This is a genomic window from Aquipuribacter aurantiacus, from assembly GCF_051216895.1.
Lineage (GTDB): Bacteria > Actinomycetota > Actinomycetes > Actinomycetales > JBBAYJ01 > Aquipuribacter.
The window spans coordinates 182,884-199,396 of the sequence record NZ_JBPKAO010000005.1; the positions used below are offsets into that span (position 1 = coordinate 182,884).

Genomic DNA, 16,513 nt, shown 5'->3' on the forward strand with positions numbered 1-16,513 from the left:
GGGCAGGAGAGGCATCGTGGTCCACCAGGGGGCAGGCGCTCGCGCGCGTGGTCGGGAGGAGCTGCGCCGAGCCGGCCGCCGGGCGTCGGGCCAGCGTAGGTTTGGGCCCGCGCGCCGCGGGCGGTTTTGCCCCGTACCGGCGAAGGACGGACCGGTTCGGCCCAACGCCCGCCTCGGCCGGCATCGGTCTCCGCCCGCAGGTCGTGGACCTGCGTCGGGGGTCCGCTAGGGTGACGCGACCGGCGGCCGTCCCGCCCGGTGACCACCGCCCGAACGTCGTCTTCCCCGGAGCCCATCCGTGCCCTCTGCGCGTCGACCCGCCACCCCGGGGGGGCGCCCCCCGCACGTGGTGCTCGTGGTCCTCGGCTTCCCGCCGTCCAGCGGCAGCGGGGCCTACCGGGGCCTCGGCACCGCCAACCACCTCGCCGCGCTCGGGTGGCGGGTGACGGTGCTGACGGTCGCGGAGTCCTTCTTCGACGACGTCACCGGCTCGCGCGACGACAGCCTGCTCGACCACGTCGACCCCCGCGTCGAGGTGGTGCGGGTGCCGATGCGCCAGGACCACCTGGTCGGCGACGTCCGCAAGTGGGGCTGGCTTCGCGGCACCTTCCGCCAGGTCCACGACGACGTGTGGAACCTCGTGCAGACCCGCGTCTTCCCGGAGCGCTACGCCGGCTGGATCCCCGGTCTGGTGCGGGCCGCTCTCCGCACCCACCGCACGGACCCGGTCGACGTCGTGCTCGCCAGCGGGAACCCGTGGAGCGCGTTCGCGGCGGCGTGGGCCGTGCACCGGTTGTCGGGCATCCCCTACGTGCTCGACTACCGCGACGCCTGGACCCTGGACATGGTCACCGAGCAGCCCGGTCTGCCCCCGGACCACATCGCCTGGGGCTGGGAGCGACGGATGATCGGCTCGGCCGCGCGGGTGGTCTTCGTCAACGAGGGCCTGCGCCAGTGGCACGCCCAGCGGTACCCGGACGCCGCCGACCGGATGCGGGTGGTGCACAACGGCTACGACCCCGAGGTCACGACGTTCGCGGACTACGCCCCGCCGCAGCCCGGGCGGACACCGCGTTTCGGTTTCGTCGGGACCGTCACCGAGCTGCACCCCCACGAGCAGGTGTGGGAGGGCTGGCGACGGGCCCGTACGGGCGACCTCGCCGACGCCGAGTTCGACATCTGGGGCCGGCTCGGGTTCTTCGCCCGGTCCCGCGCCCGGATCGAGGCGCTGCTGCCCGACCCCGCGAGCTCCGGGGTCGTCTACCGCGGACCGGTCCCCAAGCTCGAGGTGCCCGAGGTGTACGGTAAGCTCGACGTCCTGGTCCTGCTGGTCGCCGGTGGCCGCTTCATCACCTCCGGCAAGATCTTCGAGAGCATGGCGGTCGGCAAGCCGATGGTGCTCGCGTGCGACCCGGCCTGCGACGCGGTCAACGTCAGCCGCGGGCACCCGCTGGTCCACGTCGCGGAGAGCCTGGAGCCCGACGCGCTCGCGGCGGCGTTCCGGTCCGCGGCCCAGCAGGCCGCGACGCTGACGGAGGCCGACGTCGAGGCCGCCCGTGACTACGCCCGCCGGTTCGAGCGCGGTCGCCTCGTCGGCCTGGTGGACGTCGAGCTGAGAGAGGTGGTCGCCGGTGGGTGAGCCCGTGCTGCTGGGGTCCACGGACCCCGCCGAGGTGGGTGCGTGGCTGCCGGTCCTGCGCGAGGGGGGCTCCGTCGTCCTGCCGGACGTCCCCGGGGCCGCCACCGCGGTCCGGGAGGCGCTGTCGTTCGGGCTGCTCCGGCTGGTGGCCGACCCCACGGACGCCGACCTGGTCGCAGCCGCCCAGGAGGACCTGGCGCGGCAGGACGTCGTCGAGGCCGACCGCACCGCCGTCGTCGACCTGCTCGAGCGACGCCTCGCAGGTGAGACCGGCCTGCCGGACACCGAGCCCCATGTCCTGGTGGTGGCCGTCCAGCCGGGCAACGCGCGCCTCGCGCACCAGGCGCAGACGTTCGTGTCCGAGGTGGGGGGTCGCCTCACCGTGTGGGCGACGACCCACGTGGCGGCCGGCGGAGGCCTCCCGGTCGCCGCCGACGTCGTCGACATCGGCACCGCCCCTTCCCGTTGGCTGCCCGACCGGCTCGAGCGGCTGCTCGTGCTGCGCGGGCCCGCGGTCGTGCTGCGGCTGGCCCGACGGGCCGCGCGGCTGGCCGGTCGGGTGCTCCCGGGCCCGGCGGGGCGCGCGGCCACGTCCCTGCTGCCGCGGTTGGACGCGCTGGACCGCTGGCGCGACGCGGGCGCGCAGCGCGTGCACCGGCCCTGGTCGGGGCTGATGGTGCGCATCGGTCCTGCGCTGCTGGCCCGTCGGGCGCTGTCCCGGGTGCCGGTCACCTCCCCGCACGACCTCGGGGTCGACGTCGTGGTGGCGCCGGTGGAGGCGCAGGCGCTCGTCTGGCGGCTGCTGCGGTCAGACCCGGGGCTGGCCTCCCGGGGCTCGGTGAACTCCGCGGCCGTCCGCGCGGCGGTGCGGCACCGGGTGAGGACCTGGGCGAGCAGTCAGGACGTGGCGGCGCCCCGGTGAGGGAGCGTGGGCGGGCCGTTCCCCACGGGGCCCGGGCCGCCCGACGTCACTCGTCCGGCTGGCGGTCCAGCAGGTGGGTCCGGAGCAGCTCGCCGGAGAGTCGCCCGTCGTGCAGCTCGCGCACGAACGACGTCCCGGCCGCCGCCAGCTCCCGGGCCCCCGCCGGCTCGGAGAGCACGTCCAGAAGCACCTGCTCCAGGGTGTCCGGTGTCGCCTCCCGGATCGGTACCGGCCGTCCGACGCGTTCGTGGACCTCGGGGCGCACGTGCCCCACGACCACGCGGCCGGCGGCCATCGCCTCGCACGCGAGCACGCCGTAGCTGCCCAGCGCGAACTGGTCGAGCACGATGTCGGCCGCGGCCAGCTCGGTGGCCATCTGCTCCGGACGCACCCCACGCAACCGGCGGTACTCCACGACGCCGCGCTCGTGGAGGCGGCCGAGGACGTCGTCCACCACCGCGCTGCCCTTCAGCCTGGAGCTCGACGCGGCGTGCACCACGACGGGGCGCTCACCGAGCAGCGGGACCTCGCCGACCGGGCCGTCGGTGTCGACGACCACCGGCAGCCAGATGCCGTCCGGGACGTCGTCCAGCAGGTCCGGGGTGGACACGAACACCGGGCCGTCGAACGACTCGACCAGCGCCTTGGTCCGCGCCACGAAACCGGCCATCGCGTCCACGTAGGTCTGGTCGTCCTCGTCGCGGACCGCGAACGGGGACCACGGGACGCGCTCGGCGTGGGCGACCGGGTCACGGACCTCCGAGCCGTGCAGCGCCAGACCGACCACGACCCGGTACCGCCGCAACGCCGGCAGGTCGCCGGACAGGTCGTCCCCGTTCAACCCGCCGAACACCGGTCGGTTCGCCTCGGCCAGCAGGTGCGTGTACGAGGACAGGACGTGCTGCTGCTCGGCCACCTGCGCCGCCAGCCCGCGCAGGGCGCGGCCCTCGAGCAACCGGTCCGCCGGGAAGGTGAGACCGGGCCGACGGATGGCGAACACCTCCGTGCGCAGCCCCGGGACCGCCCTCCGGGCCGCCGTCGCCCAGAGATGGCCCTGGCCGGCGAAGTTGGCCGGCCCGACGCCCAGGAAGCGGTGGTCGACCGGGACGCCGTCCTGCCGCTCCAGCCCGTTGTCCACCCCGGTGCCGCCCGCGGCGACCGGTGCCGGGGCCCCGGTGACGCGCTGCAGGACCGTCGACAAGGCGGCGTCGTCCCACGTGGGGACCACCGGCGGGTGCTCGGCGAGCCGGCGCCGGACGACGGCGGACCAGCGGACCGAGCGCTGGAGGGCCCGCCGCAGCGCCCGGGCGTCGCCGGTGTCCACGACGTCCCCGGACCCGTCGTGCACGACCGCGTCGCGCAGCAGCGGGTCGGCTGCGACCAGCACCGGCACCCCCGCGGCCACGAGCGAGGCGTAGGTCGAGGGCGGCACGAGGCCGCGCTGCCCACCGGGGGGCCGGGCCACGAGGCCGAGGTCGGCGTCGTCGACACGCCGTAGCAGCGCCACGTCCGGCGGGTCGTGCAGCAGGTGCACGCGGCTGTGCACACCGAGCTCCCAGGCCCGCTCCCGGAGCTTGCGCAGCGCCCGCTCCGACCGGGTCGTGAGCAGCACCAACCGCACCTTCGGCAGGTCCGGCAGCGTCTCCAGCACGGTGCGGGCGGCCTCGGTCACGTGCCGGTGGTGCGCGTCGGGGACGACCACGAGGGCGTCCCGCTCGCTAGCACCGACCTGCTCCCGCAGCCCGGGTGCGTCCTCGGGGGACGCGGCCGCAGGCACGGGGGCCTCGGGGACCAGCGCCGTCGGTGCCTGCCAGCGGGAGGTGACCCGCCGGGCCAGGGGAGGGGACGGGACCACGAGCAGGTCGACCGCACCGACGTGGCGGTCCTCGGCGGCCCGGCGACGCTGCCGGGTCCCCGGCCGGTCGGCGTCGGGGGAGGTGAGGTCGGACCGGACGTCGTAGACCAGGGCCGGTCCCTCGTCGCCCAGCCGGGTCACGGCTCCCGCGGCTGCGGCGAGGACGAGGTCGCCCACCACCCACACCACGTCCGCCTCGGTCACCAGACCGTCCAGGCGGCGTCCCCACTCGAGCTCGACGGCATCGGCCGCGGCGGCGGAGCGGTGGGTGTCGCGCCGACGACGGGCCAGCGCCGACACCTTGGTGGCGGACGTCAGACGGGTGCGGGCCTTGTGCAGCCCGCCGGCCAGCACGACGGCGACGTGGGCGGGGGAGGGGGCCGGACCGTGGCCGGTGCGGGAGACCACCACCCGTCGACGGCGGACCGCGAGGCCGCGGCCGACGGCGGCGGCAGTGGTCCGGTCCGGGTAGCCGAAGGCCGTGATGGCCCGGTAGACGGGGTCACGACGCAGCAGGGCGTCGTCCGGGTCGGTGCTCGTGGGCCACGGCAGCCGCAGCAGGTCGGCACCGCGCCAGCGGGACCGGACCACGTCGCCGTCGGTGGGGGCGCCGTGGTCGGCGGCGTCGCTGCGGCCGACGAGGGTCACCTGCCACCCCGCGGCGCTCGCCGAGACGGCGACCGCGGCGGCGCGACGGTCGACCAGCGGGTCGTCCCCGGACACGACCATCAGGCGGTGCTGGCTCAGGTGTCGCCACCTCCACTGTCAGGTGACGCGTGCGTCACCAAGGGCTGGTCGCGACCCGTTCACGAGGCGGTCGTCGACATCGGTCCACGGCGAGGCCCCCCGGCGGGCGACAGAGCCGCGGGCGTCAACATACCGGCCTGCGCGCCCAGCGTCGTTCGCCCGGATCGTCCCTCGGGCGGCCGTCCGATTAGGGTCGGCGCCATGAAGATCCTCAGCGTGGTCGGGGCCCGGCCGCAGTTCGTCAAGCTCGCCCCCGTCGCCGAGGCGCTCGCCGCCGTGCCCGGCACCGAGCACGTGATCGTGCACACCGGTCAGCACTACGACGCCGGGATGTCCGACGTGTTCTTCGCCGACCTGCGGATACCGGTCCCGGACGTCGACCTGGGCGTCGGCAGCGGCAGCCACGGTCGGCAGACCGGCGCCATGCTGGCGGCGCTGGACGGCGTGCTGGAGGAGCACCGCCCGGACTGGGTCCTGGTGTACGGCGACACGAACTCCACGCTGGCCGCCGCGGTGTCCGCGGTGAAGATGCACCTGCCGGTCGCGCACCTCGAGGCGGGCCTGCGCTCCTTCAACCGGCGGATGCCCGAGGAGCACAACCGCGTGCTCACCGACCACGCGGCCGACCTCCTGCTCGCGCCGACCCTGCTGGCCGCGGAGCACCTGGGCCGCGAGGGCCTGGCCGCGCGTACCCAGGTCGTCGGTGACGTCATGGCCGACGTGTGCCTGCGGGTGCGCGACGCGGTGCTCGCCGGCGAGGTGCCGGAGGCGGCCTCGATCCGCCCCGAGGGCCTCGGCGAGGACTACCTCCTCGCCACGCTGCACCGGGCGGAGAACACCGACGACCCGCAGCGGCTCCGTGCGCTCGTCCAGGCGATGGCGACGCTGCCCGTGCCGGTGCTCCTGCTGGTGCACCCGCGGCTGCGGGCCCGGGCCCTCGAGCACGGCATCGACCTGACCGCGGGCTCGCTGGTCCCCGTCGACCCGGCGCCCTACCCGGCGACGGTCGCGGCGGTGCTCGGCTCCCGCGGCGTGGTGACCGACTCCGGCGGGCTGCAGAAGGAGACCTACCTGCTGGAGCGTCCCTGCACGACGCTGCGCACCGAGACGGAGTGGACCGAGACGCTCGCCGACGGCTGGAACGTGCTGGCGCCGGAGCCCGACGGGCTGGCGGACGCGGTGCTGCGCGACACCCCGTCGGCGCCGCAGGGGCGGCCCTACGGCGACGGCCACGCCGCCGTCGCCGTCGCCGCCGCCCTGACCGGAGGGGTGGAGCGCCGCTCCTGACGCGACGGCCTCGCCCGGACGCCCGCTCGGCAGGAGGAGACCCCGCCGCACGCCCGGTCGGTGGGCCTGCCTAGAGTCCCCGCAGCAGAGCTTGTCCGACCCACCCCGTCGTGGACCCGCCGTCGCCGACGGGCCGAGGAGGCACTCCATGGTCGTTCGCGTGCGTGACTTCCACCCCGGTGACCTGGACGGCGTGCTGCGGCTGTGGTCCGAGCAGCGGGAGACCGCGGGGGAGCCGGTCTACTCCCTGGCGGAGGTCCTGGCGTCCTGCCGCTCCGACCACGCCGTGGTCGCGGTGGACGGTGGTGAGCTGGTGGGTGCCGCCGTCGGTCGGGCGGCGCGCTCGCAGGGCTGGGTGGTGTTCGTGCACGCCGCGGGTGGTGGCCACGAGGTGGCCGCCGCGCTGCTGGCCGCGCTGGAGGCGTCGATGGCGCCGGCCGGGCTGTCGACGCTGTCGGTCCTGCTGCCGGAGGAGGTCGCCCACGACGAGGCGTTCACCGAGCGCGGGTTCGAGGAGAAGAAGCACCTGCGCTACCTGGAGCGCGAGCTGCCGGTGCAGCACAAGGAGCGCGAGTCGCTGGCCGAGCTGGGCGGACGGCTGCTGCCGCACGGGTTGTGGGACGCCATCGGCGGCATGACGCACGAGAAGGACGTCCTCGAGCGGCAGCTGGTCATGCCGCTGGCCCAGCCCGAGCTGGCCGACGAGATGGGGGTGGTCCCGCCGCGGGCCGTCGTCCTGTTCGGGCCGCCCGGCACCGGCAAGACGACGTTCGCGAAGGCCATCGCCAGCCGGCTGGAGTGGCCCTTCGTCGAGATCTTCCCGTCCCGCCTGGCCTCGGACGCCGCCGGGTTGGCGGCCGCGCTGCGGCAGACGTTCCAGAAGGTGGCCGAGCTCGAGCACGCCGTGGTGTTCATCGACGAGGTCGAGGAGATCGCGGCCCGGCGCTCCGGGGAGCCGCCGTCACCGCTGCAGGGGGTCACCAACGAGCTGCTCAAGACCATCCCGGCGTTCCGCGAGCAGGAGGGCCGGCTGCTGGTGTGCGCGACCAACTTCGTCCGTGCCCTGGACGAGGCGCTGCTGCGGCACGGCCGCTTCGACTACGTCATCCCGATCGGGCTGCCCGACGCCGACGCCCGCGGGTCGATCTGGGCCCGCTACGTCCCGGCGGCCGCGCACGCCGACCTCGACCTGGCGGCCGTGGTCGCCGCGAGCGACGGGTTCTCCCCGGCCGACATCGAGTACGCGGCCCGCAAGGCGTCGCAGCGGGCGTTCGAGGCCGCGCTGCACGAGGAGCCGGGCGGGCGGCGCGGACCGGCGACGAGGGACTACCTCGACGCGATCCGCGCCACCCGGGCCACCGTGTCGCCCGAGCAGGCCGCGCAGTTCCACGAGGACATCGCGACCGTCGGGCGGGTGTGACCCTCAGACGACCGGCACCGTCGCGAGCCCCTCGGCGAACCGCTCGGGGCTGACGTCCTCGTCGGTCATCCGCCCCGACAGGTAGCTGTCGTAGGCGGCCAGGTCGAAGTGGCCGTGCCCGCACAGCGCGGTGAGGATCACCTTCTCCTCCCCGGACTCCTTGCACTCCAGCGCCTCGCGGATGCAGGCGGCCAGGGCGTGGGTCGGCTCGGGCGCCGGGAGGATGCCCTCGGTGCGGGCGAACTGCAGCCCCGCCGCGAACGCCTCGGTCTGCTGCACGCTGATGGCCTCCATCAGCCCGAGGTCGTAGACGTGGCTGATCAGCGGAGCCATGCCGTGGTAGCGCAGGCCGCCGGAGTGGATGGGGTCCGGGACGAAGTCGTGGCCGAGGGTGTGCATCTTCATCAGCGGCGTGAGCCCCGCCGTGTCGCCGAAGTCGTAGGCGTAGACCCCACGGGTCAGCGACGGGCACGACGAGGGCTCGACGGCCCGGATGACGGCGTCGTTGCGACCGGCCAGCTTCTCGCGCAGGAACGGGAACGCCAGCCCGGCGAAGTTGGACCCGCCGCCGGTGCAGCCGACGATGACGTCGGGGGTGTCGCCCACCTTGGCCAGCTGCAGCAGCGCCTCCTCGCCGATGATGGTCTGGTGCAGCAGCACGTGGTTGAGCACGCTGCCCAGGGCGTAGCGGACCTCCGGGTCGGGGGCGGCCATCTCGACCGCCTCGCTGATGGCGATGCCGAGGGAGCCGGGGTGGTCCGGGCGCTCGGCCAGGATGGCCCGGCCAGCCGCGGTGAGCGCGCTGGGGGAGCGGTGCACCACGGCGCCGAACGCCTCGATCATCATCCGGCGGTACGGCTTCTGGTCGTAGCTGGCGCCGACCTGCCACACCTCGCACGTCAGGTCGAACAGGGCGCAGGCGAAGGCCAGCGCCGTGCCCCACTGCCCGGCGCCGGTCTCGGTGGTCAGCTTCTTCACGCCGGCCTGCGCGTTGTAGTACGCCTGCGGCACGGCGGTGTTGGGCTTGTGCGACCCGGCCGGGCTGACGCCCTCGTACTTGTAGTAGATCTTGGCCGGGGTGCCGAGGGCCTTCTCCAGGTTGTGCGCCCGGTACAACGGGCTCGGCCGCCACAGCCGGTAGACGTCGAGGACGGCCTCGGGGATGTCGACGTAGCGCTCGGTCGTCACCTCCTGCTCGATGAGGGCCATCGGGAACAGGGCCTCGAACGCCTCGGGGCCCACCGGCTCGTGGGTACCGGGGTGCAGCGGGGGCGGCGGGGGCGACGGGAGGTCGGCGACGAGGTTGTACCAGCGGGTGGGCATCTCGGACTCGTCGAGGAGGATCTTGTGCTGAGGCATGGCGGACGTTAACCCGACCCCGTCGCGGCGGGAAGGGCGGCCTACGTGCGCGGCCGGTACTGCGCCACCAGCGGGCACTGGAACAGGTCCGGCCGCGCGCCGCCGACGCGGTTGAGGTACCGGGTCACCCGGGCGTAGGCCTGCCCGAGCGAGGGCTGGGAGTAGGGCACGGCGTGGCGCTCGCAGAAGGCCTGGACCACCGGCTGGGCCCGACGCAGGTGGGGCCGGGGCATGCTCGGGAAGAGGTGGTGCTCGATCTGCAGGTTGAGCCCGCCCATGAAGACCTCGACGCCGCGCCCGCCGGCCACGTTGCGGCTCATCAGCACCTGCCGGCGCAGGAAGTCCAGGCTGAAGTCGGCGGGCACGACGGGCATGCCGATGTGGTTGGGCGCGAACGCGAGCCCCATGTAGAGCCCGAACAGCGCGACCTGCACGCCGAGGAACGCCGCGGCCTTGCCGGGCGGCAGGACCAGCAGGAGGACCGTGACGTAGCCACCGAGGCGGGCCACCAGGAGGGCGGCCTCCACCCGGCGGCGGGCGAAGCTGCGGCGCCCGAAGACGGCGCGGACGCCGTGGGCGTGCAGGGCCAGGCCCTCCAGCAGCATGAGCGGGAACAGGAACCAGCCCTGCCGTCCCGCCAGCCGGCGGCCGAGCGCGGTGCGCGAGGCCACCGCGCCCGGGGTGTAGGCGATCACCGAGGACGTGATGTCGGGGTCCTTGCCGATCCGGTTGGGGTTGCCGTGGTGGCGGTTGTGCTTGCCCGTCCACCAGCCGTAGCTCATCCCCAGCATCAGGTTGACGACGACCAGGGCGGTCCAGTCGTTGGCGCGCCCGCCCGCGAACACCTGCCGGTGCGCGGCGTCGTGGCCCAGGAACGCGACCTGCGTGAGCACCACGGCCGTGACCCCGGCCAGCAGCAGCTGCCACCAGGTGTCGCCGAGCAGCACGTGCACGACGACCAGCGCGAGCAGCACGACGCCGCCGACGGCGATGCGCGTGAGGTACCAGCCCGGTCGCCGGGTGAGCAGGCCCATGCCCTTCACCTCGGCGGACAGCTCGGCGTAGAGCGTCTGCTGGTGGTCCCGCGGCGGGCGGCGGTCAGGGGTCAGGGTGCTCATGCAGGGCCTCCGTCAGCGGGGTTCGCGTCCTGTGCCCCACGGGTCCGGGTGCCGCACTCCTCGTCAGTGTGCGCCCTGCCGCGGCGCCCGGCGACCCGTGGCGGGCGGTGATCTCCACGGGATCTCCACGGTTCCTGCCGGTGGTCCGCGGGCGCCCGCCGATAGCGTCGACGTCATGCAGAGCAGGGGGACGACGGGTCGTCGCGTGCTGGTGGTCGAGGACGACCCGGCGATCGCCGACGCCGTGCGACGACGGCTGGTCAGCGAGGGGTACGTGGTCGAGGTGGTGCACGACGGGCGCTCCGCCGTGACGGTCGCCGAGGCCGACCCGCCCGACGTGGTCGTGCTCGACGTCATGCTCCCCGGCCTGGACGGCATCGAGGTCTGCCGCCGGGTCCAGGCCCGCCGCCCGGTGCCGGTGCTGATGCTGACCGCCCGGGCGGAGGAGACCGACCGGCTGGTCGGTCTGGCGGTCGGCGCCGACGACTACCTGACCAAGCCGTTCAGCCCGAGGGAGCTGGTCGCCCGGGTGGCCGCGCTGCTGCGACGCGTCGAGCGGGCGGCCGTGCTGGCCGCCGAGCAGCAGGCGCCCGTGGCCGCCCTGGACGTCGGCGGACTGCGGGTCGACCCGGGCGCCCGCCGCGTCGTCGTGGGCGACGTACCGGTCCACCTGACCCGGACCGAGTTCGACCTCGTGCTGGCCCTGGCCCGCCGCCCCGGCACGGTGGTCGAGCGGGAGCGGCTGCTCGTCGAGGTCTGGGCCTGGCCCGACGACGGCTCGGGGGCCCGTGCCGGCGCCGCCCGGGCGGTCGACAGCCACGTCAAGGCGCTGCGCCGCAAGCTCGGTCCCGACCGGATCCGCACCGTCGCGGGCGTCGGCTACGCCTTGGAGGTCGTGGCGTGAGGGGCGAGCCGGGGCACGGGGTGGACCTGCGGCCGCTGGACCCGGTGCGCTCGATCAAGGTCAAGCTCGGCCTGGTCGTCGCGGCCAGCCTCGCGGTCGGTCTGCTGGTGGCCCAGCTGGGCCCGCGGGCGCTCGGCGTGCCGGTGCTGTGGACGCTGGTGCTCGCGATGGCGGTCGCCCTGCTGATCACCCACGTGCTGGCGCACGGCATGACGTCGCCGCTGCGCCAGATGACCGCCGCCGCCCGCGAGATGGCCGCCGGACGCCCCGCGACCGAGGTCGCCACCAGCAGCCGGGACGAGGTCGGCGAGCTGGCCCGGGCGTTCACCACGATGGCCCGGGAGATCGCCGAGGCCGACGAGCAGCGGCAGGCCCTGCTCGCCAACGTCGCCCACGAGCTGCGGACCCCGGTCGCCGCGCTGCGCGCCGAGCTGGAGAACCTCGTCGACGGGGTGCGCGTCGCCGACGACGAGGCGCTCGGCGACGCGCTGGTGCAGGTCGAACGGATGGGGCTGCTGCTCGACGACCTGCTCGACCTGGCCCGTACCCAGGGCGGGGCCGAGCAGCTCGACCCCGCCGACGTCGACCTGGGGGTCCTGGTGAGCGAGGTGGTGGCGCAGGTCCGCAGCGCCCACCGGCACCGTCCGGTCGACGTCGACGTGCCGGCCGGCACCCGCGCCTGGGCCGACGAGCCGCGGCTGCGCCAGGTGCTGACCAACCTGCTGGACAACGCGTGCCGGCACGGTGGGACCGACGGTCGGGTGCGGGTGTCGGCCCGACCGGGGCCTGCCGCTGGCGCAGTGGTCGTCGAGGTGCAGGACGACGGCCCGGGCATCCCCGCCGAGCACCGGTCGGAGGTGTTCGAGCGGTTCCGGCGCGGCGGGGCCGGCCTGCCGGGCGACGGTGGCACCGGCCTCGGCCTGGCCATCGCCCGCTGGGCGGTGGCGCTGCACGGCGGGCGGATCGCGGTCGTCCCCGGCGAGGTGGGCTGCCGGGTGCGCGTCGAGCTGCCGGGGCGGGTGGACGCGTGAGCGGCTTCGCTGGACCGGTCGCGGGCCCGTCGGGGGAGGGGGTCGCGGTGACGGCCGTGCCCGCCGCGGCACCACCCCCGGGGGTCCCGCCCGTCCTGGGCCCGCCGCGTCCGCCCTGGTGGCCGGCCCCGCAGCGCCGCACGCCGTGGTCGCTCCTGGCGGCCTGCGCCCTCACCGGGCTGCTGGCCTCGGCCACGCTGCTCGACCAGCGGGCCGGGCTCCCGCTCACGGTGCTGCTGCTGGGGGCCGTGGTCGTGGTCGTGCTGCACCGCCGCGGCCGCGCCGGGCTGCCCGGTGACCGGGCGGCGCTGGGGCTGGCCGGGCTGCTCGCCCTGGTGCCGTCGCTGCGCGCGGAGGGGCAGCTGGCCGCGCTGGGCACCGCGGCGTGCCTGGGCCTGCTGGCCATGGTGTCGCTGGAGCGAAGGGCCTGGTCCGGGCTGGCGGCCGCGCCCGTGCTCTGGGCCGTCTCGGGGTTCCGCGGCCTGGCGTGGCTCCTCCGGCGTCCCCCGGTGGCGGTGGGCGCACCCGCGCACCCGTGGGCGTGGGCCCGCGGGGCCGCCGCGGGGGTCGTCCTGGTCGTCGTGCTCGTGCAGCTGCTGGCCGCCGCGGACCCGGCGTTCGCGCGGCTGGTGGCCCTCCGGGTCCCCGACGAGCTCGGTCCCCGACTGGCGCTGGGGGTCCTGGCGGCCCTGATGGTGCTCGGGCTGGGTGTGGCGTCCCTGGCGCCGCCGTCCCCCGAGCGCGGCACCCCGCGTCCGAGCCCGTCCGCCGCGGAGTGGGCGCTGCCGCTGCTGCTGGCCGACGCCGTGCTGCTGCTGTTCCTGATCGTGCAGGGCGCGGTGCTGTTCGACCCCGAGGCCGCGCTGGCCGGCACCGGGGTCACCCCCGCGCAGTGGGCGCGCGAGGGCTTCGGGCAGCTGGTGGCGGTGACGGCCCTGCTGCTGCTGACGCTCGGCTGGTCGGCCCGTCGGGTCGACCGCGGCGACGCCCGGCAGGTCCGCCTGCTGCTGGTCGGGGGCGGGACGATGTCCCTGCTGGTCCTGGCGGTGGTGGCCGGCGCGCTGTCGCGGATGGCCTTCTACACCGGGCAGCTCGGCGCCACCTCCATGCGCCTGTACGTCGTGGTGTTCGAGGTCTGGCTCGCGGTGGTCGTCGTCCTGGTCGCCCTCACCTGGCTGACGCGGCGGTCGGGGCTGCTGCCGCGAGCCGTCGCGGTCACGGCGGGCGGCGCGGTGCTGCTGCTGGCGCTCGTCGGGCCGGACGCCACGGCGGCCTCGTACAACGTCGACCGGTTCTCCCGCAGCGGCGCCCTCGACCTGGCCTACCTGCAGGGCCTGTCCGCCGACGCCGTGCCGGCCGTGGCCCGGCTGCCCGAGCCCGAGCGCTCCTGCGTGCTCACCGCGATGGTGGGGTCGCCGCCGGACGCCTGGTACGCCGTCAACGTCGCCCGGCTGCGAGCGGCCCCGGTGCTGGACCCCGCGGGCCTCGCTGCGGGCGCGACCTGCCCGGCCGCCGGGAGCCGGACCCGCTGAGGGGCCGGTCCCGCTGAGGGGCCGGTCCCGTCGTCCGACGCGGCGTCGTCCGCGTGCCGCGGTGGTGGCGCCGGTGCCCCAGGGCCCAGGGTGGGTGGTCGTCGACGAGAGGTGCCCCCATGTCCGTCACCACCCGGTCGCTGCACGACGGCTGGACCCTGCGCCCGGCCGACGGCCCGGTCCCCGACCACGTCCGTGACGCCGGCGTGGTGCCCGCGACCGTGCCGGGGACGGTCCACACCGACCTGCTCGCCGCCGGGCTGGTGCCGGACCCGTACCTGGACGACAACGAGGCCCTGCTGGCCTGGATCGGGCTCACGGACTGGGTCTACGAGACGACGTTCGACTGGCAGCCCGGGGCGGGCGAGCGGCGTTCGCTGGTGTGGCACGGGCTGGACACGGTGGCGGACGTCGAGCTCAACGGCTCGCCGCTGCTGGAGGCGGCGAACCAGCACCGCACCCACGTCGTGGACGTCACCGACCGGCTCGTCGTCGGTGCGAACACCTTGACGGTGCGGTTCGCCAGCGCCGTCCGGTACGCCGACGCGCAGTCCCTGGCGCTGGGTACCCGCCCGCACGTCAACCACCACCCGTACAACGCGGTCCGCAAGATGGCCTGCAACTTCGGCTGGGACTGGGGCCCGGACCTGGTGACGGCGGGGATCTGGAAGCCGGTCGAGCTGCTCGAGTGGTCCACGGCCCGGGTCGTCGGCGTGCGGCCGACCACGTCGCTGGTCGACGGGGGAGGACGGCTGCGGGTGGCGGTGGACCTGGAGCACGCGCCCGGGGCGTCCGGGGACCTGACGGTGCGGGTGTCGGTCACGGGACCCGGTGCGACCGGTGCCGGTCAGGTGCAGGTCTCGTCCGGGGCGACCACCGTGGACCTGGACGTCGACGTGCCGGGTGCGCAGCCGTGGTGGCCGCGCAGCCACGGCGACCAGCCCCTGTCCGACGTCGTGGTCGGGCTCGTCGACGACCGCGGTGAGGTGATCGCCGACTGGCACGGCCGGGTCGGGTTCCGCGACGTGGAGTGGCGCAGCACCCCCGACGAGGCCGGTACCGCGTTCACGCTGCTGGTGAACGGGGAGCCGGTGTTCGTGCGCGGCGTCAACTGGATCCCCGACGACGCGTTCCCGCACCGCGTCGACCGGGCCCGCTACGCGCGTCGCCTTGAGCAGGCCGAGGATGCCGGGGTCAACCTGGTCCGGGTGTGGGGCGGCGGCATCTACGAGGCCGACGCGTTCTACGACGAGTGCGACGAGCGGGGGCTGCTGGTCTGGCAGGACTTCCTGTTCGCGTGCGCCTGCTACGCGGAGGAGGAGCCCCTGCGCGGCGAGGTCGTCGCCGAGGTCCGCGACAACGTCACCCGGCTGTCGCCGCACCCGAGCCTGGTGCTGTGGAACGGCGGCAACGAGAACCTGTGGGGCTTCGTGGACTGGGAGTGGGAGGTGCGCCTGGACGGCAAGACCTGGGGGGAGGGCTACTACTCCCGGCTGCTGCCGGACCTGCTGGCCGAGCTGGACCCGGGCCGGTCCTACGTGCCGGGCAGCCCGTTCTCCCCTGCCGGGCCGGGCGGCGAGGTCCGTCATCCCAACGCCGACGCCCACGGCCTGACGCACGTGTGGGACGTGTGGAACGAGCGCGACTACCTGGACTACCGGGCGCACCGGCCGCGGTTCACGAGCGAGTTCGGCTGGCAGGGCCCGCCCACCTGGTCGACGTTGCGACGGTCGGTGTCCGACGAGCCGTTGACGCCGCAGTCGCCGGGCATGCTCGTGCACCAGAAGGCGATGGAGGGCCAGCGCAAGCTCGAGCGGGGCCTGGTCCGTCACCTGCCGGTGCCCGACCACATGCGGGACTGGCACTGGGCGATGTCGCTCAACCAGGCGCGCGCGGTGCGGACCGCGGTGGAGCACCTGCGGGCGCTCGGCCCGCACTGCTCCGGCAGCATCGTGTGGCAGCTGAACGACTGCTGGCCGGTGACGTCGTGGTCGGCCGTCGACGGCGACGGGCGCGCGAAGCCCACGCTGTACGCGCTGCGCCACGCCCACGCCGACCGGCTGGTCACGGTGCAGCCGCGCGGGGACGACCTGGCCGTCGTGGTGGTCGACGACCACGCCGACGCGCTGGTCGGTGAGCTGGTCGTGCGGCGGCTCGGGCTGGACGGCACGGAGCTCGCGTCGGTGACGCTGCCGGTGGACGTCCCGGCCCGGGCGACCCGTGAGGTCGTCGTCCCGGCCGACGTGGCCGGACCGGGCGACCCGCGGGGCGAGGTGCTCGTGGCGACGTTCCAGGACGGCGGGGGCGGGGGCGGTGCGGTCGGTCGGGCCGTCGCAGGCTCGGCCGCTCGGGTGCCCGGCGAGACGGTCGGGTCGGAGCCGGCGGTCGCGGCGAGGGCGTTCTGGTGGTTCGCCGAGGACCGGGACCTCCCGCTGCCCGTCCTGCCGTTCCGCGCGACCGTGACGACGGTCCGGGACGGGTACCGGGTGGACGTCGAGGCCCTCGACCTCGTCAAGGACCTCGCGCTGCTGGCCGACGGCGTCGACCCCGAGGCGGTGGTCGACGACATGCTCCTGACCCTGCTGCCGGGGGAGCGCGTCTCGTTGCTCGTGCGCTGCCGCCCGCTCGCCGACCCGGACTCCCTGCTCGACCGTGAGGTGCTGCGCTGCGCCAACGACCTGCTGGGCGGGCGCGGCTGA

General features: G+C 75.5%; 11 protein-coding genes. 8 read left to right on the plus strand and 3 right to left on the minus strand.

Going from position 1 to position 16,513, the window contains the following annotated elements:
* The first annotated feature begins 298 nt into the window (after positions 1-298).
* On the plus strand, positions 299-1,639 hold the full coding sequence (locus tag ACR80Q_RS09085; protein WP_435377280.1) for a glycosyltransferase: 1,341 nt from the start codon (positions 299-301) through the stop codon (positions 1,637-1,639).
* On the plus strand, positions 1,632-2,561 hold the full coding sequence (locus ACR80Q_RS09090) for a hypothetical protein (protein WP_435377281.1): 930 nt from the start codon (positions 1,632-1,634) through the stop codon (positions 2,559-2,561). Before ACR80Q_RS09085 ends, ACR80Q_RS09090 begins: the two co-directional genes overlap by 8 nt.
* A 46-nt stretch (positions 2,562-2,607) precedes the next feature.
* Here ACR80Q_RS09090 and ACR80Q_RS09095 read toward each other — a convergent pair whose 3' ends face one another.
* Entirely contained in the window at positions 2,608-5,145 is a 2,538-nt protein-coding gene (locus ACR80Q_RS09095; RefSeq protein ID WP_435377282.1) for a hypothetical protein, read from the minus strand.
* Positions 5,146-5,364: 219 nt separating this feature from the next.
* Here ACR80Q_RS09095 and wecB point away from each other — a divergent pair, with 219 nt between their 5' ends.
* Entirely contained in the window at positions 5,365-6,450 is a 1,086-nt protein-coding gene (gene wecB / locus ACR80Q_RS09100; RefSeq protein ID WP_435377283.1) for a non-hydrolyzing UDP-N-acetylglucosamine 2-epimerase, read from the plus strand.
* Between the two features lie 148 nt (positions 6,451-6,598).
* Entirely contained in the window at positions 6,599-7,870 is a 1,272-nt protein-coding gene (locus tag ACR80Q_RS09105; RefSeq protein ID WP_435377284.1) for an ATP-binding protein, read from the plus strand.
* Between the two features lie 3 nt (positions 7,871-7,873).
* Here ACR80Q_RS09105 and ACR80Q_RS09110 read toward each other — a convergent pair whose 3' ends face one another.
* Together ACR80Q_RS09110 and ACR80Q_RS09115 are read right to left on the minus strand one after the other, a co-directional pair.
* The gene (locus tag ACR80Q_RS09110) at positions 7,874-9,229 is read right to left on the minus strand and encodes a TrpB-like pyridoxal phosphate-dependent enzyme (protein ID WP_435377285.1); all 1,356 of its coding nucleotides are present in this window, start codon (positions 9,227-9,229) and stop codon (positions 7,874-7,876) included.
* A gap of 41 nt (positions 9,230-9,270) precedes the next feature.
* Positions 9,271-10,347 carry a fatty acid desaturase family protein gene (locus ACR80Q_RS09115; protein ID WP_435377286.1) on the minus strand — a complete coding sequence of 359 codons (1,077 nt, stop codon included), beginning with the start codon at positions 10,345-10,347 and terminating at the stop codon, positions 9,271-9,273.
* A gap of 175 nt (positions 10,348-10,522) precedes the next feature.
* Here ACR80Q_RS09115 and ACR80Q_RS09120 point away from each other — a divergent pair, with 175 nt between their 5' ends.
* The 4 genes from ACR80Q_RS09120 (at position 10,523) to ACR80Q_RS09135 (ending at position 16,513) form a co-directional block, all read left to right on the plus strand.
* Complete coding sequence (locus tag ACR80Q_RS09120) at positions 10,523-11,251, plus strand: response regulator transcription factor (protein ID WP_435377287.1); 729 nt, start codon at positions 10,523-10,525, stop codon at positions 11,249-11,251.
* Complete coding sequence (locus ACR80Q_RS09125) at positions 11,248-12,282, plus strand: HAMP domain-containing sensor histidine kinase (RefSeq protein WP_435377288.1); 1,035 nt, start codon at positions 11,248-11,250, stop codon at positions 12,280-12,282. Before ACR80Q_RS09120 ends, ACR80Q_RS09125 begins: the two co-directional genes overlap by 4 nt.
* Positions 12,279-13,814, plus strand: coding sequence for a DUF4153 domain-containing protein (locus tag ACR80Q_RS09130; RefSeq protein WP_435377289.1), 1,536 nt, complete (start codon positions 12,279-12,281; stop codon positions 13,812-13,814). The genes ACR80Q_RS09125 and ACR80Q_RS09130 overlap by 4 nt, the downstream gene beginning before the upstream one ends.
* A 119-nt stretch (positions 13,815-13,933) precedes the next feature.
* A complete protein-coding gene (locus ACR80Q_RS09135) occupies positions 13,934-16,513 on the plus strand; it encodes a glycoside hydrolase family 2 protein (protein WP_435377290.1) in 2,580 nt (859 codons plus the stop codon).

What these genes read in the sequence shown, in the direction of transcription:
- ACR80Q_RS09115 (WP_435377286.1), bottom strand. Translation starts at nt 10,347, where the DNA reads ATGAGCACCCTGACCCCTGACCGCCGCCCGCCGCGGGACCACCAGCAG.
- ACR80Q_RS09095 (WP_435377282.1), bottom strand. Translation starts at nt 5,145, where the DNA reads ATGGTCGTGTCCGGGGACGACCCGCTGGTCGACCGTCGCGCCGCCGCG.
- ACR80Q_RS09110 (WP_435377285.1), bottom strand. Translation starts at nt 9,229, where the DNA reads ATGCCTCAGCACAAGATCCTCCTCGACGAGTCCGAGATGCCCACCCGC.
- ACR80Q_RS09120 (WP_435377287.1), top strand. Translation starts at nt 10,523, where the DNA reads ATGCAGAGCAGGGGGACGACGGGTCGTCGCGTGCTGGTGGTCGAGGAC.
- wecB (WP_435377283.1), top strand. Translation starts at nt 5,365, where the DNA reads ATGAAGATCCTCAGCGTGGTCGGGGCCCGGCCGCAGTTCGTCAAGCTC.
- ACR80Q_RS09105 (WP_435377284.1), top strand. Translation starts at nt 6,599, where the DNA reads ATGGTCGTTCGCGTGCGTGACTTCCACCCCGGTGACCTGGACGGCGTG.
- ACR80Q_RS09135 (WP_435377290.1), top strand. Translation starts at nt 13,934, where the DNA reads ATGTCCGTCACCACCCGGTCGCTGCACGACGGCTGGACCCTGCGCCCG.